The 22,894-nt window shown below is 52.0% G+C and carries 17 protein-coding genes; 12 read left to right on the top strand and 5 right to left on the bottom strand.

What is annotated here, in order from left to right; translation table 11 throughout:
- The first annotated feature begins 41 nt into the window (after positions 1–41).
- The 9 genes from IMCC21906_RS05625 to IMCC21906_RS05585 all read left to right on the top strand — a co-directional run bounded on the left by IMCC21906_RS05625 (position 42) and on the right by IMCC21906_RS05585 (position 13,124).
- The gene (locus tag IMCC21906_RS05625; protein WP_082117372.1) at positions 42–1,118 is read left to right on the top strand and encodes an ABC transporter ATP-binding protein; all 1,077 of its coding nucleotides are present in this window, start codon (positions 42–44) and stop codon (positions 1,116–1,118) included.
- Between the two features lie 390 nt (positions 1,119–1,508).
- Entirely contained in the window at positions 1,509–4,373 is a 2,865-nt protein-coding gene (locus IMCC21906_RS05620) for a ribonucleoside-diphosphate reductase subunit alpha (protein ID WP_047011345.1), read from the top strand.
- Between the two features lie 100 nt (positions 4,374–4,473).
- The gene (locus tag IMCC21906_RS05615; RefSeq protein ID WP_047011344.1) at positions 4,474–5,769 is read left to right on the top strand and encodes a ribonucleotide-diphosphate reductase subunit beta; all 1,296 of its coding nucleotides are present in this window, start codon (positions 4,474–4,476) and stop codon (positions 5,767–5,769) included.
- Positions 5,770–6,009: 240 nt separating this feature from the next.
- A complete protein-coding gene (locus IMCC21906_RS05610; RefSeq protein WP_047011343.1) occupies positions 6,010–7,233 on the top strand; it encodes a tyrosine-type recombinase/integrase in 1,224 nt (407 codons plus the stop codon).
- On the top strand, positions 7,226–8,941 hold the full coding sequence (locus IMCC21906_RS05605) for a tyrosine-type recombinase/integrase (RefSeq protein ID WP_047011342.1): 1,716 nt from the start codon (positions 7,226–7,228) through the stop codon (positions 8,939–8,941). The genes IMCC21906_RS05610 and IMCC21906_RS05605 overlap by 8 nt, the downstream gene beginning before the upstream one ends.
- On the top strand, positions 8,934–11,615 hold the full coding sequence (locus IMCC21906_RS05600) for a hypothetical protein (RefSeq protein ID WP_047011341.1): 2,682 nt from the start codon (positions 8,934–8,936) through the stop codon (positions 11,613–11,615). Before IMCC21906_RS05605 ends, IMCC21906_RS05600 begins: the two co-directional genes overlap by 8 nt.
- 2 nt (positions 11,616–11,617) lie before the next feature.
- Entirely contained in the window at positions 11,618–12,037 is a 420-nt protein-coding gene (locus IMCC21906_RS05595; RefSeq protein WP_047011340.1) for a hypothetical protein, read from the top strand.
- A complete protein-coding gene (locus tag IMCC21906_RS05590; protein ID WP_047011339.1) occupies positions 12,034–12,450 on the top strand; it encodes a hypothetical protein in 417 nt (138 codons plus the stop codon). The genes IMCC21906_RS05595 and IMCC21906_RS05590 overlap by 4 nt, the downstream gene beginning before the upstream one ends.
- A complete protein-coding gene (locus IMCC21906_RS05585; protein WP_047011338.1) occupies positions 12,447–13,124 on the top strand; it encodes a helix-hairpin-helix domain-containing protein in 678 nt (225 codons plus the stop codon). The genes IMCC21906_RS05590 and IMCC21906_RS05585 overlap by 4 nt, the downstream gene beginning before the upstream one ends.
- A gap of 253 nt (positions 13,125–13,377) precedes the next feature.
- On the opposite strand, the gene IMCC21906_RS05580 is transcribed toward IMCC21906_RS05585, so the two are convergent.
- Genes IMCC21906_RS05580 through IMCC21906_RS05570 form a run of 3 tightly spaced genes read right to left on the bottom strand, consistent with a single transcriptional unit; the run spans position 13,378 to position 16,499 of the window.
- Entirely contained in the window at positions 13,378–13,845 is a 468-nt protein-coding gene (locus tag IMCC21906_RS05580) for a DUF2231 domain-containing protein (protein WP_052763385.1), read from the bottom strand.
- A gap of 46 nt (positions 13,846–13,891) precedes the next feature.
- Complete coding sequence (locus IMCC21906_RS05575; RefSeq protein ID WP_082117371.1) at positions 13,892–14,656, bottom strand: copper resistance protein B; 765 nt, start codon at positions 14,654–14,656, stop codon at positions 13,892–13,894.
- Positions 14,649–16,499 carry a copper resistance system multicopper oxidase gene (locus IMCC21906_RS05570; RefSeq protein WP_082117370.1) on the bottom strand — a complete coding sequence of 617 codons (1,851 nt, stop codon included), beginning with the start codon at positions 16,497–16,499 and terminating at the stop codon, positions 14,649–14,651. Before IMCC21906_RS05570 ends, IMCC21906_RS05575 begins: the two co-directional genes overlap by 8 nt.
- 695 nt (positions 16,500–17,194) lie before the next feature.
- Between IMCC21906_RS05570 and IMCC21906_RS17220 the strand changes: the two genes are divergently transcribed.
- Positions 17,195–17,329 carry a metal-sensing transcriptional repressor gene (locus IMCC21906_RS17220; RefSeq protein WP_082117369.1) on the top strand — a complete coding sequence of 45 codons (135 nt, stop codon included), beginning with the start codon at positions 17,195–17,197 and terminating at the stop codon, positions 17,327–17,329.
- A 12-nt stretch (positions 17,330–17,341) separates the two neighbouring features.
- Here the strand turns inward: IMCC21906_RS17220 and IMCC21906_RS05560 are convergent.
- A protein-coding gene (locus tag IMCC21906_RS05560; RefSeq protein ID WP_369795754.1) for an IS3 family transposase occupies positions 17,342–18,888 on the bottom strand; the annotation gives its coding sequence in 2 pieces (ribosomal slippage) (positions 17,342–18,426 and positions 18,426–18,888; 1,548 coding nt in all).
- A gap of 31 nt (positions 18,889–18,919) precedes the next feature.
- Here IMCC21906_RS05560 and IMCC21906_RS16625 point away from each other — a divergent pair.
- Entirely contained in the window at positions 18,920–19,138 is a 219-nt protein-coding gene (locus IMCC21906_RS16625; RefSeq protein WP_047011335.1) for a metal-sensitive transcriptional regulator, read from the top strand.
- Between the two features lie 30 nt (positions 19,139–19,168).
- Here the strand turns inward: IMCC21906_RS16625 and IMCC21906_RS05545 are convergent, their stop codons facing one another.
- Positions 19,169–19,774, bottom strand: a complete 606-nt coding sequence (locus tag IMCC21906_RS05545) for a recombinase family protein (RefSeq protein ID WP_041932919.1) — start codon at positions 19,772–19,774, stop codon at positions 19,169–19,171.
- Between the two features lie 94 nt (positions 19,775–19,868).
- On the opposite strand from IMCC21906_RS05545, the gene IMCC21906_RS05540 reads away from it, so the two are divergent.
- Positions 19,869–22,757: a Tn3 family transposase gene (locus IMCC21906_RS05540; protein ID WP_020932521.1), complete on the top strand. Its 2,889-nt coding sequence runs from the start codon at positions 19,869–19,871 to the stop codon at positions 22,755–22,757.
- Positions 22,758–22,894: the final 137 nt, after the last annotated feature.

The raw sequence follows: 22,894 nt of genomic DNA, 5'->3' as shown, positions 1-22,894 counted from the left end.
ACAGGCAAGCCCCACAATACAACCATCCACTGGAGCCACGCTTGTTAGTCGTCGACAATATTCAATGCCAATACGACGCAGAAACCGTCGTCGAAGATGTCAGCTTTCATGTTAATGACGGCGACATTTGCTGCCTGTTAGGGCCTAGCGGCTGCGGTAAAACCACCATTCTGCGCGCCATTGCCGGCTTTCAAAACATCGCGAGCGGCAACATAGAACTGGGCGGAAAAACCCTGAGCAGCGCGGGCCAGAGCCTCAGTCCCGATCAGCGCAACATCGGCATGGTCTTTCAGGACTACGCCCTTTTTCCTCATTTAAACGTTTACGACAATATCCGCTTTGGCCTACGTAAACAGAGCAATGCCCAGCAAAAAGCCACCGTCAGTCGCTTATTGGAGCTGGTACGTTTAAGCAATGTCGAAAATCGCTACCCCCACGAGCTTTCTGGCGGCCAGCAGCAACGGGTCGCACTGGCCCGAGCATTGGCCCCCAGCCCAGAACTGCTGCTGATGGACGAGCCCTTTTCCAACCTGGATGCCGATCTGCGAAAACGCCTGAGCCTTGAAGTTAGAGACATTCTTAAAGAACTGGGCATCAGCGCTATTTTGGTCACCCACGATCAGCTGGAGGCCTTTGCTTTTAGTGATCAAATAGGCCTGCTATACGATGGCGAGCTGCAGCAGTGGGACACCCCCTTCAACCTCTACCATGAGCCAGTCAACCCGGTGGTTGCCCGCTTTATTGGTGAGGGTAGCTTTCTTCCCGGCAGCATTGGCCAAGAAGGCAATCAAATCGACACCGAATTGGGCTTGCTGATTGGCAACCGCGCCTACCCCTGGCCACCGGGCTCTCCGGTAGAAGTATTGCTGCGTCCCGACGATGTCGTGTTAACGTCACTCGGCGGTATTTCGGCTGAGGTACAACGTAAGCTATTTTCTGGCAGCTCCACACTCTACACCCTGCGTTTACCCACTGGTTCATTAGTAGAAGCCCTGCTTCCCAGCCATCACGACTACCAACTTGGCGACGCCCTCAATGTCACCACCCAGCTTGAACACCTTATTGCCTTTCCCCGAGAAGAAGCACCACTGAGCACACCCAAACAAGAAGTTTTATAAAAATTTGGCTTTATGCAAATTCAATCTAGATCGTAAAACCCGGCAAGCAACGCCTCTTATCAAGCGGAAAGCCCCAGCATACGGGGCGTCAAAATCACCCACCGCTTACCCCCAGGCTTACCCACAACTTATCCACAAAGCAAACACAGCATCTAGTGCTTGCACCCAGCCCAAAACCGCACTATCTTGTGAGCTGTAGTCGCCAAGCCCTATATATAGGGCCTACACCCTTGAGGCAACACTAGTCAATGCCAGCCTCAAAACCAGTTGTTCAGCCTAAATAATCGATGCGCGCGCTTACCAAGCGCCGTATTTTTACCCGTTCCGTTGCATTACACGACCGGGAAAATAACAACATCGCCCACAGGATAAGCAAGAGCCGGAGAAATCATGCAAACCTACCAAGACACTGGCACCACCACTACCACCACACCACCACAATCCCAAAACGAAGAGCAGCTGACCGCGACCGCCCCCGGTCAACTTCGGGTCATCAAGCGCAACGGCTCAGTAGTGTCTTACACCGATGACAAAATCAGTGTCGCCATCACCAAGGCGTTCTTGGCAGTGGAAGGCGGCAATGCAGCGGCCTCTACCCGCATCCACGAAACCGTGGCCAAGCTCACCGATCAAGTCAGCGCCACCTTCAAGCGTCGCATGCCCTCCGGCGGCACGATTCATATTGAAGAGATTCAAGACCAAGTCGAGCTGGCATTAATGCGCAGCGGCGAGCACAAAATTGCCCGTGGCTATGTTCTGTATCGAGCCGCCCGCGCCGACGAACGCGCCCAGGCCGCCCCCGAAGCCGAAAAAACCCACCCCAGCATTAATGTAAAACGCCCAGACGGCAGCGAGTCGCCACTGGACTTGGGCCGCTTAGAATTTATCGTGGCCGAAGCCTGTGACGGCCTGAAAGACGTCTCTGCCGAAGCGGTATTAAACGAAGCATTGAAAAACCTCTACAACGGCGTAGCAGAAAGCGAAGTGAACACCTCCCTGGTGATTACCGCCCGCGCCATGGTAGAAAAAGAGCACAACTACAGCTTGGTCACCGCTCGCCTACTGTTAGACAAACTCCGCGCCGAAGCCCTGAACTTTATGGGTGTGGCCGACAGTGCCACCCAGCACGACATGACCGTGTACTACCCCAAAGCGCTGCCTATCTATATTGAAAAAGGCATTGAGCTGGAACTGATCTCACCAGAACTGCGGGACTACAACTTGGCCGAGCTGGGTGCCGCCATCAAACCTGAGCGCGACCACCTGTTCCACTACCTCGGTCTACAAACCTTGTATGACCGCTACTTCATCCACAGCAATGAAGTGCGCATTGAGCTGCCCCAAATCTTCTTTATGCGGGTTGCTATGGGCTTGGCCATGCGCGAAGAAAACAAAACCGAGCGGGCTATCGAATTCTACAACCTGCTCAGTTCCTTCGATTACATGAGCTCCACCCCCACCCTGTTCAACGCCGGCACTCTGCGTCCACAGCTGTCCAGCTGCTATCTGACCACGGTGCCCGACGACCTACACGGTATTTACGGCGCCATTCAAGACAACGCCATGCTGTCTAAATTTGCGGGCGGCCTGGGTAATGACTGGACGCCAGTTCGCGGCCTGGGCGCTTACATCAAAGGCACCAACGGCAAATCACAAGGCGTTGTGCCCTTCTTAAAAGTGGTTAACGACACCGCCGTAGCAGTTAACCAGGGTGGCAAGCGTAAGGGCGCGGTATGTGCCTACTTAGAAACCTGGCACATGGACATCGAGGAATTTCTCGAGCTGCGTAAAAACACCGGTGATGATCGCCGCCGCACCCACGACATGAACACCGCCAACTGGATTCCCGACTTGTTTATGAAGCGGGTTTTCCAAGACGGCGAATGGACACTGTTCTCACCCAACGATGTCCCCGACCTGCACGATCTTTACGGCAAAGCCTTTGAAGAGCGCTTTGAGCACTACGAAGAAATGACCCGCAAAGGTGAGATCAAACTCTACAAGCGCGTTAAAGCGGCTGACATGTGGCGCAAAGTACTGTCCATGCTGTTTGAAACCGGCCACCCCTGGATCACCTTTAAAGATCCCTGCAACCTGCGCAGCCCGCAGCAGCACACCGGCGTGGTTCACAGCTCAAACCTGTGCACCGAGATCACCTTGAACACCAACAAGGATGAGATCGCAGTCTGTAACCTGGGTTCGGTCAACCTGGCCCAGCATATTATCGATGGCCAATTAAATATGGCCAAGCTGGAGCGCACCATTAAAACGGCAGTGCGGATGCTCGATAACGTTATCGACATCAACTACTACAGTGTGCCCCAAGCGCAAAACTCCAACTTTAAGCACCGCCCTGTCGGGCTGGGCTTAATGGGCTTTCAAGATGCGCTATACAAGCAGCATATCGCTTACTCTTCTGACGAGGCCGTCGCCTTTGCCGACACGTCTATGGAAGCAATCAGCTACTACGCGATAAAAGCCTCCAGCGACCTGGCGGCAGAACGCGGCAGCTATCAAAGCTACGAAGGCTCTTTGTGGAGCCAAGGCACTCTGCCTATCGATTCTATTAAACTGCTCAAAGAAGCCCGTGGCAGCGACTACATCGAAATGGACGAGAGCCAGACCTTAGACTGGGACAGCCTGCGCGAAACGGTCAAAACCCAAGGCATGCGCAACTCCAACGTCATGGCCATTGCCCCCACCGCCACCATCGCTAACATTACCGGCGTGTCGCAATCCATTGAGCCGACGTATCAAAACCTGTACGTCAAGTCGAACCTGTCAGGCGAGTTCACCGTCGTGAATCCCTATCTGGTTCGCGACCTGAAAGACCGCGGCCTGTGGGACTCGGTTATGGTAAACGACCTGAAATACTACGAAGGCTCAGTGCAGAAAATTGACCGGGTACCCGACGATCTAAAAGCCCTGTACGCCACCGCCTTTGAAGTGGAACCTCGCTGGTTGGTCGATGCCGCCAGCCGCCGCCAAAAATGGATTGACCAGGCCCAGTCCCTGAACCTTTACATTGCTGGCGCTTCAGGCAAAAAGCTGGACCTGACCTACCGCATGGCATGGTTTCGTGGCCTCAAAACCACGTATTACCTCCGTGCCCTGGCCGCCAGCTCTACCGAAAAATCGACGGTAGACCAAAGCTCCATGAACAAGGTGTCTTCGCAAGCGGCCGCCGTCGCCGAAGCCGCCCCCGTACCGGCAGCCTGCTCTCTGGACGACCCAGATTGCGAAGCCTGCCAGTAACGGCTAAGCGAGGGCGCTAGCCGCCCTCGCATACGCACATACGCACAAATAAAAAATTCGACGCAAACCGCAAATAGATGAATACCGAGGTGAGTCAACAATGCTGAGCTGGGACGATTTTGATAACGAAGAACCCATTACTCCCGTCAAACCGGGCCAGGAAGCCGCGGCCAAAGCAGCGCAAGAGCAAGCAGTAGCACAAAAAGCTGCCAGCGCGCCCCAGGCAGAAGCGCCACAAGCAGAAACGGCACCCCGCCCTGCGGTGGCCAGCCAGAATCCACCGGCAGAAAAAGCCAGTGACAACGCGATTGTCGAAAAAGCCCAAGCCGCTGTCGACAATTTAGACGTTGCCGCCGGTTTAGAAGAACTGGAAATGGGTGCCGCCCGCCTGCGGGTAGAAGACAAACGCATCATCAACTGCCACGTCGACCTCAACCAGCTGGTGCCGTTTAAATACGACTGGGCTTGGCAGAAATACCTCGACGGTTGCGCCAATCACTGGATGCCCCAAGAAGTCAACATGACCGCCGACATCGCCTGCTGGAAAAACCCAGAAGGCCTGAGCGACGACGAGCGCCGCATTGTTATGCGCTCACTGGGTTACTTCTCAACAGCCGACTCACTGGTCGCCAACAACCTGGTGCTGGCCGTCTACCGCCACATCACCAACCCCGAGTGCCGCCAATACCTGTTGCGCCAAGCCTTTGAAGAAGCCATCCACACCCACGCCTACCAATACTGTGTAGAGTCACTGGGCATGGACGAAGCGGAAGTCTTCAACATGTACCGGGAGCTGCCCTCCATCGCCAGAAAAGCCGCATGGAGCCTCAAGCACACCCAAGCATTGGGCGATCCCAACTTCAAAACCGGCACACCCGAAGCAGACCAAGAACTGCTCCGTAACCTGATCGGTTTCTACGGCGTCACCGAAGGCATCTTCTTCTACTGCGGCTTCACCCAAATTTTGTCCATGGGCCGCCGCAACAAAATGACCGGCGTGGCTGAACAGTTCCAGTACATCCTCCGGGACGAGTCCATGCACCTCAACTTCGGCATCGACATGATCAACCAGATCAAACTGGAAAACCCACACCTGTGGAGCGAAAAATTCCAGGACGAAGTCAGCCAAATGATCGTCGAAGGCACCCAGCTAGAAATCGAATACGCCAAAGACTCCATGCCCAGAGGCGTACTCGGCATGAACGCCGCAATGATGGAAGAATACCTCCACTTCATCGCCAACCGCCGCCTCAATCAGCTCGGCCTGAAAGAGCAATTCCCCGGCGCGCAAAACCCCTTCCCGTGGATGAGCGAGATTATGGATTTGCGTAAAGAGAAGAACTTCTTTGAGACGCGAGTGATTGAGTATCAGACTGGTGGGGCGTTGAGTTGGTAAGGGCTGCGCTGCATTCGTGACAAAGAGGGAATTTTGTTGCAAAACTAATCAGAAATCTCTTCAAACCCTATAATTCAAAGCTTTTTAGGCGATATAACCCCGTAGGAGCGTAGCACTTCAGTGTTGCGTTTTTTACGGGGTTTTTTATTACCTGACACATCTACTATTTGTTGCATTTTGTCGCATATACCTCTAACTTAAACCATTCATATTACATGACGATCTTTTTTATGTTGCGCTATGAAAGCTAGGTATCAAATTGCAGAAACGCCATTCACAAGCCTCGGAGGGCACGACATCCCACTGATCTTAATCAATGGCGAAGTCGACTTAATTAGTGCTCCCTACTTGCTGGGCCTGCTGAATAGGAATCAAACAATAGGAACCATTCGGCTTCGAGCAACTGCAATCATCGACTTCTATCGCTTCTGTGAATGCGAAGGGATCAACTTCCCTCACATGATGTCATCGTTAACCAACTTCCAAATCGGACAACTCGAAGCGTTATCAGCATTCTTAATGGCAAACCGTGCTACCGGAGAACTTGTTGCTGAACAGACCTACCGCGCGAAGATTGTCACCGCAAAAGCTTTCATCTACTTTTGGTGGGACACTTATCAAAGCCGAGCGTCGAATAACGCCCAAAAATTAGAGCATGCTAAAAATAAGCGCCTCGTGATGGAGAAGTCCTTTCAACTTCTCGAAAAGACACCCTGGAACGCGACCCAGAAGACGCGAATTGGGCTACAGCCTGAGCTGCGAGTGCTCTTTTGGGAAATCATCAATCCTTATTCAGAGCTGAACCCATTCAAATACGAAGCGACCAAGTGGCGTAACTACGTGATGTTTCTCACCCTAGGATTAGGCGGAAACAGGCGCGGCGAATCAGTGCTACTAAGGCTACAGGACGTACAAGTATCAGGTCGCGAAAAATACTTCGAGGTCGTCAAGGACCCAATGAAAGCCCCGCGCAAGACTGGCCATAAGATAAACCCTTCGCCTAAGACAAAGGGACGGAAGGTGGCTCTTACCAACGACATCGCGGAGATATTTAAGCATTACATCGTACATGAGCGACCACAATTCCGGGGGCATTTATCAACGGACTTTCTATTCCTCTCCACCAAAGGCGGGAAGCCATTGAGTCTTCGCTCGGTCAATCACATGACCAGCAAAATCATAGACAAGTACCCAGCATTCACAGGGGTATTGAGTCCACATCGGCTCCGAAACACATTCCATGACCTTCTTCACGATGCGATTGATTCACAACATGCGGAACAGCAGCATATGTCGCCACTGATGCGGGAGTCTGTGAAAAAAAGCATTCAGGAGTATGCCGGAGGCTGGGCCCATGGAAGCCAAATGACAAGTCATTATCCAGCCGGCTCTATCGAGCGAAAGGTCTGGCAGATGACACTGTCAGCACAGACCCAATCACTAAGGGAATATAGCGATGAATAAGAACCCAGCTCTCCAGCTAGAGCCTTCGGCAGAGATCGAGTTTCTCGACAACCGATCGCTTCGTGCTGTCTTTCCAGCGGATCAGCGATACATCACCAATAGGCTCGGATATCACGTTGAAGTCCGCGACGAATATGGACGCTGGCTGGACCGGATAGCGATAGTCGATGACAACGGGTTGTCCGAGCACATCCATGGCCTAAACACACTTAATGGAGACGAAAATGATTTCGAGGGCATCGTTGATACGATCGCTCAACGGGCTTTCAAGGTCTATCTCCCATTAACACTGCGAAATTACATACCTGCGCTACTTTCCCTCGTTAATGCATGCCGCAGCAATGAAGATTCTATATCAAATGCAATAAAGGGGCATTTGACGCGCCTAGCCCTTGATTCGAATGGCGGCCATGATCTATCAACTACAGTTGTGGTCGCTAAACAGCTCACAACCTACCTTATCGCGCATGAATATCCAGGTCTTTCTCCCGACGAAGCAGAAGAAATACTGGGCAGCAAGGTAGGAATACAATCAAATTCTTATATGCGTCTCTATTTGATGGACAACATTTCGGGCCCGTTTACACGCGAAGAAATGGGCCTCATAAGGGAAGCTCTTGACAACGACCGGTCACCTATTCCATTGGACTCACGAGTAGTAACTCAGCTATGTGTTGAATGGGGATTGCGACCAATACAAATTGCACTCCTCAAAGAGTCTGACTTCCATTATAACCCACAGAACGGTGTGTATTGGCTCAACGTACCACGTGTGAAGCAGAAGCAAAAAACAAGGAGAGGGCAATTCAAAAGGCGAATGCTCTCAGAGAGATTGGGCCACCTGATTGAGCGGATGATCGAAACTAACCAATGGACGAAAGCATACTTCGGATTGGATGACATGCCTCTGATACAACGGCGCTTTGGTGGTCTTAAAGAGGGCGACGGTGTATCGTCCATCGCCCAAAAAAGCGCACTCAACCCCAACACTCACCTTTACCCCAAAGCAAAGAAACATTTTAGCTTTCACATAGGCCAACACGCCATTCTGCGAAGAGTAAAAGAAGTCGAGGAGTTTTTGCCCAAGTCGCCACAAACCAAAAGCCGGTTCAATCTTACCGTATATCGCTTTCGTTACACGCTGGGCACGGCTTCCGTAACACAGGGAATGTCAGCAGAAGAGGTAGCTGAACGGCTTGATCACAGCGGGCCTGAAACAGTCAAACACTACTTCAAAAACACTGAACATCTCTGGGAGGTTATTCAAAGTGCGACATCAGCGCGCGTAGAGCAAAAAGACTTCGTGGCTCGCTTCATGTCGAAGGATGTGGAGTCCTCAAATATGTATACAAAGGAAATAACGGAGCGCAAGACCTTCACAACGGTGGGCGGTTGCTATAAAGGCTCTCCGTGCCACTTGGAACCAGCGATTGCCTGCTACAGCTGTCCTGAGTTCAAACCGAATGACAACGCAGAAGGCCACCAGCGAGCCAAAGAAGTCATCGTTGAGTTTCATGATCTAGCCACGCAAGGATCATCAACTGGTGAAATCCAATATGTTCTCGATGACGCCCTTGCCGGCGTAGAAGCTGCCATAAAATACACTGAAAACCGCGACGCCGTTTTCAATATCAATGACGGCATGAACGCGCATAACGCGTTGCCTCAGGGCGGACAGAAGGATGCATTGGTGACTGAAGATGACTAACGCAATCACCTTCCCAAATGCCAGAACACTCGCCGCGACTGACCGCCTAGCAGATTACATGGATCGTGGGAAAGCACAATTTGAAGAAATTAAAAAGGCCAAACTCTTTCATCCAGACTCAGAATGGGAGCATGACACCTGGAGGTATCGAGCCAACGGCGGAGAGAGTGTTTTATTTGCAAGAACCACTGAGGAACGCGCAGCAGGAGAGCTTATTGGTTGCTTGAAGTGTCAGATCATCGAGCTTTTATACGACAACCGCCTGAAAGGTTCCCTCCCCACCCTAATAGGTCAAACACAGGGACTTCGGAAGCTGATTCAACACACGAAGATCACCACCCTTTCGCAGCTCAACCAAGATTCGTACAACACGTTCCTGAATGAGATCAACGACCGCACACCTCGGGGTCAAAACGACCTAATTAATAAGTGTAATGCACAGATCAAGTGGCTCGAAAAACGCAACCTGATAGCTACTCCAATTGATCTTTCATCGGGTTTCCTCCTATCACAACTTCCGGCGATTCCGGCCAGGATGCCTTCACGGAATTTGATCCAGAACTTGCTCGAAGCTCGCTGGAAAATTGCCGAAAACGAAGAAGACACCCTACAATGGGCCAACGACATGATCTCAGTGTTGGCCCAATCATTTCAATACGGAATGGGGTTACGTATTGGTGAAACCCTCCGCTTACCAAAGGAACCCATCCAATACAGGGACGGGAAGATGTTCTTTATTGTGTGGACAGAGAAAGGCAAGCCACCCATCGCTCGGTATGTGCCAACCGAATGGCAGGAGGTCTTTGAGACGTCCATTCGAGAAATTCAACGGATTACGGAGCCGTACCGGAAACGTGCGATTGAACTAGAGACGACAGGCCGACTAACTGAAGTCGACGAGGCCCTGACGCGCTTTCGCAAAGAGAAAGAAGATGACTTCGCTGCGAAATTACACCAACTGCATTCGTTCCTTGACGAGAAGGAACGGTGTGCACGTAAAGCATGGCAAGAGAAAATGCGCGGCACAGTCCATCCGGATCAGTACTACACCGTTAGCGAATTGCAGAAGCTTTTACCACTTCAGGTTACGAGCGATCGCTACGCATACAGGTTAGCTCGCATCCAGTTTGAAAAGTGCGGAATCATTTTCGAGGTCGACCCTAATGACACAACGAGGCACGTCAGATACCGAGCGCTTGGCAAAAACGTACTCGATCGAATCGATTACGAGATAGCGTTCCGTGCAAATCACTTAACAGACCTAGAGATCAGCTCGATCGTTCATAATCGAGAAATTAACCATTGCCCGAAAGAAAACACTCGTCTGAAAATCTTCCTCAAGAAAGAGCGAGAGGGAGCAGCTTTCAGAGTTTTCACTATGAAAACGCATGAGGCCAAAAATCATCGCGGCTACATGAGAAAAGTCTTGACGAAGAAGGATGCCGAAACGCTTTTAGAGACATACTGCCTCGGTGGCTACGACCACAACGAATGGATCGACGTCGGCTCATTCAACACGCTTTTCCTCGGCGACATTTTTCACTCAACCACATCCATTGCCGTAGACGCAAAGGAGAGAAAGAGACTTCATAAACACGGACTTGTCATTTCGGAGAAGCAGGCGGCCTATAGTAAGTCAAACTCCGACTTATTTGGATACACCAGTAAGACTTGCTACCTCATCAAACAGGAGTCAATACACGACTTCGTCTTACAGCGGTTTAAGGAATCGAACCTAAACGCGGAAGCAGAAATTTACGAAGATGCCCTTAACATCGATGAAAGTACAAACAATGTACTTGCCGTTCGCATTGACTCCAAAAGCTTCCATATCAAGCAGAAGGTGTCTGACTATCTGATGCTTACTGGCAAGACAAGCAATGGAGGAGGTCAACGTTTCGTTCCTACAATCCTTGGCTACAAAACGCTCACCTACTCCTTCGTTGGTGGTGGAAGATACGATTACCCAGGCCTTTTCGAGCGTTACGGAATAACGAACGACAAAAAGATAATATCGGAGTTTCAAACCCATAAAGGGAGACACTGGAAAACAACAAGTCTTTTCAGAAGTGGCGCGTCGTCAGAGGTGGTTAACTTATGGATGGGCCGTGACCCAAACCAGGGGGCTCAATACGACCACAGAACAGACCGTGAACGCGCGGAACATGTCAAAGCCGCGATGAAAGAAGACTCAAGTCGATTTGTAGGCCACGTTCCCGCAAAATTACGCCACTTTCAAGAAAACGAACTCCACGTGGAAATGATTGACGATTTTCTCGACCATGAGCTAGTCACCGTTCACCACTCAGATCGAGGAATGTGCAAACGTGAGCTCGCGCTCAAGCCATGTGAAATGAGCATGCACTGCCTCAGCGGGAAGGATGGCAAAGGCTGCAAGGACTACATCATCGACTTGGGCGACGCTGGCCAAATCGAACGACTAACAGCATGGGCAGATCGAGAACAACGCGAACTCGCCAGACTGGAAAACCAGAAACAACTTGGTATCACAGCAGCTCAGGTCCACTTGGACGCTCGCACGCCCGCGTTCAAGAACGCCACGATGATCCTCGAAACGCACTCGCGTCGAGATAGCATTGAAAGCACTGAGATAAGACCGTTTTACCTTGAAGGCAGCGACCCCAACGACTGCCCATTCGGATGTGGAGATTAGTTATGGCGATGTCACGAGATCAAATTGAACTCGCAAAAACAATACTCCGACGATTTAAGAATAAAGACCTCCCTCCCGACCAGTTCAGCTGGGAATTCATTGCGTCTGAAGTCGGTGTGAATCGGACAACCCTCTACCGTCATCAAAACATCAAGGAAGATTACGCGCTCGCAAAGAAGCTGGTCGCTAAGCATAAAAAAATGGAGCGAGGTCTGAATAGCGAGCGCATTCGCAAGGGCGAGCTTGAACACCAAATTGACACACTCAAGAAAACCATTGAAACCCTCGAAGAACAACTAGCGAGAGAGCGTGAACGTCTCGCTTACGCAGCGCTGGTTGCACGAAGGAAAGGCATTGATCCTCTTGAGTTTATTGATGGGTCACCACTCGGGATTGCCCTGCAGAAGAAGTACGCAGAATGAGCAACGGTCAACAGAAAGCTCAAGAAAACGTGCAACGATTAACTACCTGGATTACCGAGAGGAATATTCAGAAGGATTTCGGAGAGTACGAGCGACAAGGAAAGGTCAATCGTCAGGCACTTTGTGCTGAGTTGGATTTCAGCCGCTCTGTCGTAAATCAGAATCCAACTGTACGCGCGTTAATCGAAGAGGCTGAATCCCTCTGGTACGGAGCCAAAGAGCAAGATAAAAAGGCGCACGAGGCAGCTCGAGAGCGGTCTGAAAAGCGTGTTGCGAAAACCAATATGGAGGTATCCAGGTTAATGGATGAGCTCGCGCGAGTAAAAGCAGAAAACTCCGAGCTGAGGGCGCGTTTACGCAAGTACGCAGCCATGGAACAAGTCATGCAGCAAACCGGAATGCTACCGAGATGAGAATCCAAATCGCCAAGGAAAGAAACTGTGGCCTACTAACTGCCTATCAGATCAACGACGACGGCTCGATACTAAGCCGCCCTCATGGGCTTGCAATCCTAATGCCTAAGCGAACAAACGGCGTGGCCACCGTTGGATCCGTGTGGGAAGTACAAGGAGAACTAAGCCACGAGAGTTACAAGAAAGACAACTTCCAAGTAATCGAGGATCGCATCAAGGTAAAAAAGGCAAAGTTCATCAGACCCTCAGGAGAACTACTGGCACGATGGATCGCTAAGAACATAGAAGGGTGCGGCGATGTAAAAGCTAGGCGCGTCGTTCGAGCCTTGCCAAACATAAATGAGATAGTGACTAAAAGGGACGTAGAAGCCCTCAGGAGGGTTTCAGGAGTGTCTGACACCATAATAGAAAGACTCATTGAGAAATGGCCCTCAGACGGCTTATACAGCACTATTGAGTGGCTGCAAACATCAAACCTGCCGATAGGGCTCGCGGACAGGTTAATTCGTATTTACGGGGAGGACACTGTATCAACGCTCGAAGGTGACCCGTTTTTGCTTCTGGCCTTCGGTATCTCGATCAAGAAAGTCGACCTGCTTGTGACGACGCTTGGCATTACCGTGCCCGCCAAGGGGTCGTTTGCGGGAGAGGGCGAAATGACACCCGAAGGGTAGCGTCTATTGCAGAAATTCAATTAAAAAGGATGCCCTCAGTAGTTATCTTTTTTAGACATCCAAATGGAATCGGCCATAGGACATAAATGTAAGCCAAATTGATATTCAGCCCCCTCTCTCAATGGTCAACACAGCTCACAAGTATTGTCTGTGAGAAAGGACTCGCCCTCTTAGGTGACTAACAGGTTCCGCATATCAGTGAACGCGGACAATAAAGTCCAACCATTTAGACTCATGCCCCAACCAAAACAGTCTAAAGTCCCGACGGCAACGAAACACCGACGCCGAATTCATAGACGAGTTGACCACCAAAATAAGCAGTTGTGACGATCAGTCCTGCAATCGCCAGCTCGAATACCACTGCACCCCAGCAGAGGCGCCTCGATAGAACGGTGCCTCGCCACCAAATAACTGCGCGTAGCAGCCCCCAAGCCACTAAGACACCTGCTGTAATACTTCCCAACTCCTCATGCCTTTCTAATATTGCAAGGGACGTACCGTTGGCCAGCGCGACATCGAGCGCAAGGTCACCAAAAACAAAAGCTACTGCGGCGGCCAGCCCCGCGCCTAGCCCGAGTCCAGCCGAGATATTAGCAATAGCGCCACGACCATCGAGGGACAACCCTCGAAAAACAACGACCAAATCGAACATTGCGAGCAATAGTGCAAAGACGATTGGGAAATGCACGACCAATGGGTGGATTTGTTCAATCGGTAACATTGGGTACAACTCCCATCAAATAATTAGAATGTTCGGTATGCACGAGTTAGAACCACACTCTAAAGCCGGCAACCAATGCCAGATTATCAACGTCTCCGCCTTCAGCGCGTGTCAGATCAGCCGTGTCGCCATATTGGCGCTTCCAGCTGACGCCAATATATGGAGCGAATTCTCGACGAACTTCGTAACGCAATCGCAGACCTAGTTGCACATCATTCAACCCGCTACCGACGCCAAATCTAGGTACTGAACTGGCTGCAATATTGGTTTCAAATCGAGGTTGCAGTATGAGGCGTTGCGAGAACAACAGGTCGTAAGTGCCTACTAATCTAGCCGAGACGTCGCCATCCTCGCTGATAAAGAGGGCGGGCTCGACTTCGAATCGATAAGGCGCTAAACCTTGGACGCCCAGCACCGCAAAACTGCGATCCTGATCGGGGCCAGAGCCATACTGTCGGTCATAGCGCAGGCCGACCTGCAAATCCCAAAACGGCGCGATCATTCGGCTATAGAGCGCTTGAAGTTCCAACTCGCCGCCGTTTGCTGAAGTCTGGTCGTCACCTTCAAATTTCATCCACAGTTTGTTGGTGTCGGTGCCATACCAGCCCTGCATATCCCAGCGCAACGTATCTGCGCCGTCGTTATCGCGATACTCGAACTGGTCTGCGATGATCATACCCAGCGGTAAGTTGTCTTCAACGGGTTCCGGCCAACCGGATTCCTCCGCAAAAGCAAACGTATGGAGAACAATCAAAAAGCTGCCTAGCACAATTCGAATCGAGGGGGATGTGGTGAGCAATTGATTATCCATTGCGGTTCTCCGATGACACTGCATCATTGGTCACCGACACCACTCGAAACATACCCATGTCCAAGTGATACAACAGGTGGCAGTGGAAGGCCCAGTTGCCGGGGGCATCTGCACTGATCAGCGCGGTCAGCCGCTCACCAGGCTTCACGTTGAGCGTGTGTTTGCGTGGCCGGTATTCACCGGCGCCATTCTCGAGTTCCATCCACATACCGTGCAGGTGAATCGGATGTTCCATCATGGTGTCGTTGACCAGCACCAAGCGCAGGCGTTCGCCATACTTAAAGTGGACAGGACCATCCACTTCAGAAAACTTTTTACCATCGAACGACCACATGTACCGATCCATCACGCCGGTCAGGTGCAATTCTACTTCGCGTTCCGGAGTCCGTTGATCGGGATACGGCGACAGGCTGCGTAAATCGGTGTACACCAACACGCGACGGCCATTGTTCTCCAGTCCGTCACCCGGTTCGCTCAGGCGATTACTCGGAAATTCAGCAACCATTGTGTTGCCTTTACCGTGACGGTCCGGGCCATGCTTTACTGGCGATGATGCTGTTGACATGCCAGTGCCTCTATTGCGTGACATGTCCATACTGTCCATCGTCTGCTTCTTAGCAGGCATTTCACCCGGCATCGCCATAGTCCCATCTTTCATGTTCATCGCAGGCACGCCATCTTTGGGTGCCGACGTCATACCCGGCATGGCCATCGCACCCATGCCCATATCCTTCATTGTGCGCACCGGAGGATTGCCTAGCGGCGGTATTGCTGCCTCGAGCCCTGCTTTGGATGCCAGGGTTCCGCGCGCATAACCGCTGCGGTCCATGGAGGCTGCGAAAATCGTGTATGCCGCCTCGTCGACAGGCTCGACAATGACGTCATAGGTTTCCGCCACGCCAATTCGAAATTCATCAATAGCGACCGGCTGAACATTCTGCCCATCTGCTTGTACCACGGTCATTTTCAGTCCCGGGATGCGGACATCGAAGTAGCTCATCGCAGCGCCATTGATAAACCGCAGGCGTATGCGCTCTCCCGGCCGAAACAAGCCTGTCCAATTGGAATCTGGTGCCATTCCATTCATTAAATAGGTATAGGTCGCAGCGCTTACGTCGGCGATATCCGTAGGCGCCATCCGCGATCGCGCCCAGACCATGCGTTCTCGAACCGTTTTACCCCAACCGTTTTCTTCAGCATCATTAAACAACTCGGGAACTGTTCGGCGTTGATAGTTGTAGTAATCGCTTTGCTTCTTCAGTTTCTTCAGAACGCTCATTGGGTTCTCAAACGTCCAGTCAGAAAGCATGACCACATATTCGCGGTCGTATGCAAACGGTTCGGGGGCAATCGGATCAATAATTAACGGCCCATAGTGACCTTGCTGTTCCTGCAATCCAGAATGACTGTGATACCAGTACGTGCCACTTTGCTTTACCGGAAAGGCGTAACGAAACGTCTCACCTGGCTTGATACCCGCATAGCTGACACCGGGGACGCCATCCATTTCATAGGGGAGCAGTAAGCCATGCCAGTGAATGGAAGTGTCTTCATCCAGTTGATTTGTGACCCTAATAACTGCGTCCTGCCCTTCTTTTAGGCGAACAAGCGGACCGGGAATGGAACCACTGATCGTCACCGTATCGCCCATTCGCCCGCCAATATCAAGGGGCTGACGGGTAATATTGAGATCAATCGGGCCGGTTGCTTGTTCGGGACTTAAGCCTAAGGTTCCTCCGGCAAAAGCCGGGACCAAAGAATTGAGCCCAAGGATTGCACCTGTAGCACCCGCTTGCGTTATAAAGCGGCGTCTTGATTTCGAATACATCGTTTGGTTGTTCATTGTTCGCTCCAACAAATAAGCTTGGTTGCTTGCGCGCTATCCCGGCGTAAAAAGCACGCCCTGGCGGAATAACTTAGTTTTGGAAATTGGCACTATCCAGTCAATGACGACGATAGGCCACTGACATCAAAAAGTTGGCAGGCTAATTCAGCAGGCGATCATAACGATGAACTGGCGAATCGACTGTTCTCTGAGGCGGAACATGCTCGCGTGCCGAGTTCGAAGTGACCTGCGCTTGAGGCCATATGGATTCACTGAATTTGAATACAGCGACAAGATTGTCGTCGAGGTCATCGATGCGCGTCGTCGGTTGGAGGGCATCCTGTTGGAGATGCTCTGTGGCATTAACCGCACAATGGGTAAAGCAATGGTCATAAGAACACTCACCATCGCACGGTCCACCATCGACTGAATGATGCGCATGTTCGTCTATCCCTGTGCTTGCATTTGCATAGCACACCCCGACACCCGCGCCTAAGACCAAGGGGAGGACCAGAAACGAAGATATAAAAAGGCGGAGGATCGACATGCTTGCCACTATATACTCCCCGGTAGTATTTAACAAGACCAAGCGATTAGGGTTAAAATCATTCAATCTTGGCTGCGCATCAACGGTCACGTGAGAACTCGAGACTGATATCAAGCTGATGGTCGTTGTATACTCCTAAGGAGTATGTCGACCGAGTGATAACACCATGTCCAACCTTGAAAAATCAGATTTGCCCGCCTCTCGAAAAGCGATTTCGAGGCGCCTTAAGCGAATCGAAGGTCAAGTCCGCGGCGTAGATCGAATGCTGGAACAAGGTCGCTACCGCTGTTTGTCAGCATAGTTGTCGTGTTTTTTACGCAGCGGCCTCTAAGCTGCGACTCTCCTTCTCAGGATTCAACCAGACCTCTTCTGGCAAATCCCAATTCCGAGTTCTCCCCGACCAGCGCTTCGGATTGGCTGCTTTCGCGGCCTCGTAAACGGCCTTTCGCTGTTGTATGACTTCTGTCGTCTGGCCACTATGCCGTTGCGCCGGAGTGATGAACTTCAACCCGCTGTGCTTGTGTTCCTGGTTATACCAGGTCGCAAATTGGAGTACCCAGGCCCGGGCATCGCCCAGTGTTGCAAAGCCTTTGTAAGGGTAATCAGGGCGGTACTTGCACGTTCGGAAGATCGACTCAGCATAGGCATTATCGTTACTGACCCGAGGGCGGCTATAGGACGACATGATACCCAGTCGGTACAGGGTTTCCATCAGTGACGCGCCTTTCATCGGGCTGCCGTTGTCCGAGTGCAGAACCAGGTGTACACCGGCAATACCCTCACGTAAATACGCCTTGGTTACCAGTTCTGACGCCAGTTCACTGGACTCTCCCTCATGGATTTCCCAGCCCACAATCTTGCGGCTGTACAGGTCGAGGATGAGGTACAGGTAGAAGAAGATTCCTTTGGCAGGACCGGGCAACCAGGTCACGTCCCAACACCACACCTGATTCGGGCCGGTGGCACAGTGCGTGTTGAGTGGCTTGGCGGTCGGTGCCTTACTGCGGCCCCGGTGCTGCTGTTGGCTCTGTTCACGAAGCACACGATAGAACGTGGACTCAGAGGCGATAAAGCACCCTTCATCCGCCAGGGCCGGTACAATCTGGCTGGGTGGCAGGCTTCTGTGTACTGGGCTATTCACGGCGACCAGCACGGCCTCGCGCTCTTGCTGTGTCAGTTTGTGAACCGGTGGCGGACGGGTCGCACCAGGGCGACCATCTGCCTTAACATCCCCCTCCCGGGTCCAGCGCTGATAGGTGCGCATGGCTATGCCCATTTCTGCGCACGCCCTGAAGGTCCGGGCACCAGCATCGGTTGTTTCCTTGATCAGCCTGACGGCTCGCTCGCGATCTGGGGTGCTAATCATTCGTCCTCTCCCTCGCCCCAGATCGCATGCATCTTTTTTCGAAGCACCAGTAACGCAGCGGTTTCCGCCAGCGCCTTCTCTTTATGACGCAGATCGCGCTTCAGCTCCTTGATCTCTTTCTTCGCCGATCGAGCCTGATCCCGCGCTGACCTGGCCTGTTCTACTGCCGTGGCATTGGCGTGCATGCAAACCTCTTTCCACGCCAGTATCTGCTCCGCATACAGCCCCTTCTTGCGGCAGTACTCGGCCACCTCCGCCTCGTTCAGAGCGGCGGTCTCCAGCACGACTGCAAACTTGTCTTCGGGCGACCAACCTTCCGGATTCCTTCCATCCCCTGGCACTACCATCCCTCCTGATCGGGCTTGTTTGCGCCAATGATACAGGGTCACGTCGGAGATTCCCGTCTCTTCTGATAGCACGCGTACCGGGGTGTTTTCTGGCGGCATCATTCTTCTAAGCACCGCCTGCTTGCGTTCTTCTGGGTATTGTTTCATTGCTCATTCCTGAGCGCCCCCCGAGTATTAATTGAAAATTGGACACGACAACTATCCTGACAGAGGGGGCTACTGTGTCGACATCTTGCAACAAATTCAGGCCACGAAAGCCGCGTTGAAAAAAGTTGAAACCGAACTTCTACGTGATCATGCAAATTCCTGTATTGAAGGTGCACTTAGAGAAGGCTCTTTGGATGAGCAAAGAGATAAGATCGTTGAACTCGTCGATCTGTTTGAACGAGGTCGCTGAGGGTCTGGTACCGAGAAAAAGTGCCTGCGTCTAGGCCGCCTCGCGTGAGCGTTTTACAATCTCAGAGACCGTGTTCTTGCTAATACCGAGATCCCGTGCAATCCATCGATAGCTCTTACCTTGTTCAATGAGGTGAAGCACTTTAGGTGAAAGTTTGTCGGATTTTGGGCGGAAGCCCTTCTTTCGGCCCAGCTTTTTGCCGCGAGCTTTTGCTGCAGCAAGACCGGATTTTACGCGTTCACTAATTAAATCACGTTCAAATTCTGCGATGCCGGATAGAAAGGTTGCCATCATCCGACCATGGGATGTCGATAGATCAAAGGTCATGCCGCTTATGGCGACCACCGAGACTTTCCAGTTTTCCAGGTCGCGGAGCGTGTTGAGCAGGTCGATGGTTGATCGACCCCATCGAGACAATTCTGTCACGACTACCGCATCGATTTCCCGGCGTTGCGCCAAGGCCATAATTTTCTTTCGTTCTGTGCGATCCAATTTCGCACCTGACCCCGTTTCCTTGAAAACTCCAATGACGTCGTAGTTCGCTCGTTTAGCGAATGCTCGAAGATCGCGTGCCTGCCGCGCACACGATTGATCAGCTGTCGACACTCGACAATAAATGGCTACCCGGTGTCCCAATTAAACCTACCTCTCTTCATGGCTTGCAAAGCCGCATGTTTACTGGCTGGATTGGTGTCCTGTTTAGCCTTTAGTTTAACTGGGACAGTATCGCATGCCAAGACGCACCATTCTGACCGAACGACAACGGGAAGCACTGTTCGGATTGCCAGCGGATGAAGACTCGATGCTCCGCCACTACGTGTTGAGTGACGAGGACATGCAGCATGTCAAAACAAGGCGACGCCCCGGCAACCGATTGGGTTTCGCATTGCAGCTATGTGCCTTGCGGTATCCCGGTCGACTACTCCAACCAGGCGAATTCATCCCAGACCCAATTATCAAATTTATTGGGGCGCAACTGGGTTTGTCGAAAAGCGACCTTGCCGACTATGCGGAGAGACGGCAGACACGCTATCAGCATTCGGTGTCGCTCCAGAATCTATACGGCTATCGAACTTATCAGGCTTCTGACCTAGATTTCGCCCAGTGGCTGGCATCAGCCGCTGAACAGGCCCACTCTAACGAAGGGTTGGCACGCGAAGTGGTCGCCCAAATGCGCCTTCGGCGCATTGTTGTACCGGCACCTTCAACGGTTGAACGATTGTGTGCAGATGCTCTGGTCGCCGCCGACAATCGTATCTCTAGGCGCATCGCGGATCGTCTCGACAACACCACAGTGGACAGACTCACCGCATTGCTCAGCGAAACAACGGTGACAGGCGTCACCCGATTCGTCTGGTTGCGCCAACACGAACCGGGCAGCAACTCACGGGTGGTCAATGGGTTGCTCGATCGGCTGGAACGGATCGTTGATTTGGAACTCAGCCCTTCTTTGCTTCAGGGTGTGCCCTCGCACAGAGTAGCCCGCCTTCGTCGCCAGGGTGAACGCTACTATGCCGATGGCATGCGTGATCTACCTACGCATAGAAAACTGGCGATACTAGTCGTCTGTGGTGTTGAATGGCATGGCGCAATCGGTGACGCCATCGTCGAAACCCATGATCGAATTGTGGGTCGGCTGTACCGTGCTTCTGAGCGTGTTAGAGATGATCAAATTAACGATCAACGTGCGCTCATCCAACAAACACTCAAAACTTTTTCCGAAGTAGGCGCATCGATCATCGCGGCGCGAGAAGCCGGCGAGCCCGTCGACACAGCCATTGAACAGGATTGCGGCTGGGAGGTATTCAATCGCCTGGTCGAAGATGCCACCGCTGTGAATGCCAAAGTTGGAGCCGATCCTCTGGATTTTGTGAACAGTGGCTACGCTAGATTTCGTCGCTATGCACCACGGTTTCTGAACACACTCGCGATCGAAGGTGCGCAGTCAGCAGGACCGATACTCAAAGCAATTAACGCACTCCAACAACTGAACCGATCGAATAATCGGGGGTTACCAAACAATCTACCGATAGCCTTCGCTAGACCCAAATGGCGAAAGAGGTTGCAGCGCACAGACCGTCGAACTTGGGAAACTGCGATTCTTTTCGCTATTCGCGATGCATTTAGGGCAGGCGACATCTGGTTAAAAAATAGCCGTCGATATGCAGAGCCATCGAAAGAGTTGATACCGGTTAACGCCGTTGCAACGTCATCAGCACTGGCAGTACCGTTGGACCCTCTCGACTGGTTAACGCAACGGAAACAGGTGCTGGCTCAAGCATTTGAAGCCACAGGCGAAGCCGCACGCCGTGACCGGCTACCAAACGGGCTAATTCAAGACGGCGTACTCAAACTCTCCAAATTGGAGAAACAGGCGCCCGACAATGCCCATCAGCTAGTCATGGATTTGTACCGGCGTGTACCGCAAACACCGGTCACTGACATTCTGTTGTCAGTAGATCGTGATATCGGGTTTACAGAAGCTTTCACAGATTTGCGAACAGGAGCGCCGTGTCGTGACCAAATCGGGCTTTTAACGGTGCTCCTCAGTGACGGCGTGAATTTGGGCCTTCGCAAGATGGGTGCCGTATCCACAACACATTCTTTCTGGGAGTTGCTTAGAATTTCTCGGTGGCACGTACAAGACGATGGCTATCGGCAAGCACTCGCCATGATCGTGGACGCGCAAAGTCAACTGCCTATGTCCAGACTTTGGGGCGCCGGAGAGTCTGCGTCGGCCGATGGTCAATTCTTCCGAGCCTCCGGGCCTGGCGAAGCCATGAATGTGGTGAACAGACGCTATGGCATTGACCCAGGGATAAAGGGGTATACCCATGTCTCCGATCAATATGCTCCGTTCTCGACGCAAGCGATTCCGGCAACAGCACACGAAGCGCCTTATATTCTCGACGGACTGTTGTCGAATGACGCCGGACGGCGAGTGAAGGAACAATATGCAGATACCGGTGGGTTTACCGATCATGTGTTCGCCATGTGCTCACTGCTGGGCTACCGTTTTGCACCTCGTATTCGCGATCTACCGGCGAAACGCTTGTATGCATTTAATCCAAGCGAGGTACACAAGACACTGAGGCCGTTGGTTGCGGCCAAGATCAACGAAGATCTGATCGTGCGGAATTGGCCCGACATTCTCCGGCTATCAGCAAGCGCAGCGGCAAACACAGTGAAACCCAGTCAGCTTTTGAAACGACTATCTGCCTACCCGCGACAGAATGAACTGGCTGTCGCCCTACGTGAGATCGGTCGAGTTGAACGATCGTTGTTTATGATGCAGTGGATGTTGGACGCTGAGTTGCAACAGCGCGTACAGATGGGGCTCAACAAAGGTGAGTCACACCACGCCCTAAAGCGCGCAATCAGTTTTCATCGTCGAGGTGAGATTCGTGATCGATCCTCTGAGGGACAACACTATCGAATTGCTGGGATGAATCTCATTGCGGCAATCATTATCTATTGGAACACCAAAAAGCTGGGGGAAATTGTCGAGACACTCACCAATGCCGGTGAGGCACCAAATCCCGATCTACTGCCCCATGTATCCCCTCTGGGGTGGGAGCATATCAATCTAACTGGTGAATACCATTGGCCCGATGCTTAGGGTGTCATTTCGCCCCCTCCCGCAAACAACCCCGCCAAGAGACGAATCGCAGCAGTGGCTGAACACGTTTGTACAACCTACTGCTCAAAAACGAAGTCGACTGCAATACTAGAGCAAACCCTCATAGAAGGGATCGC

The sequence above is a fragment of the Spongiibacter sp. IMCC21906 genome (assembly GCF_001010805.1).
Classification (GTDB): domain Bacteria; phylum Pseudomonadota; class Gammaproteobacteria; order Pseudomonadales; family Spongiibacteraceae; genus Spongiibacter.
The sequence above is the reverse complement of the archived record's forward strand: the minus strand, read 5'-3'. Positions and strand labels throughout refer to the sequence as shown.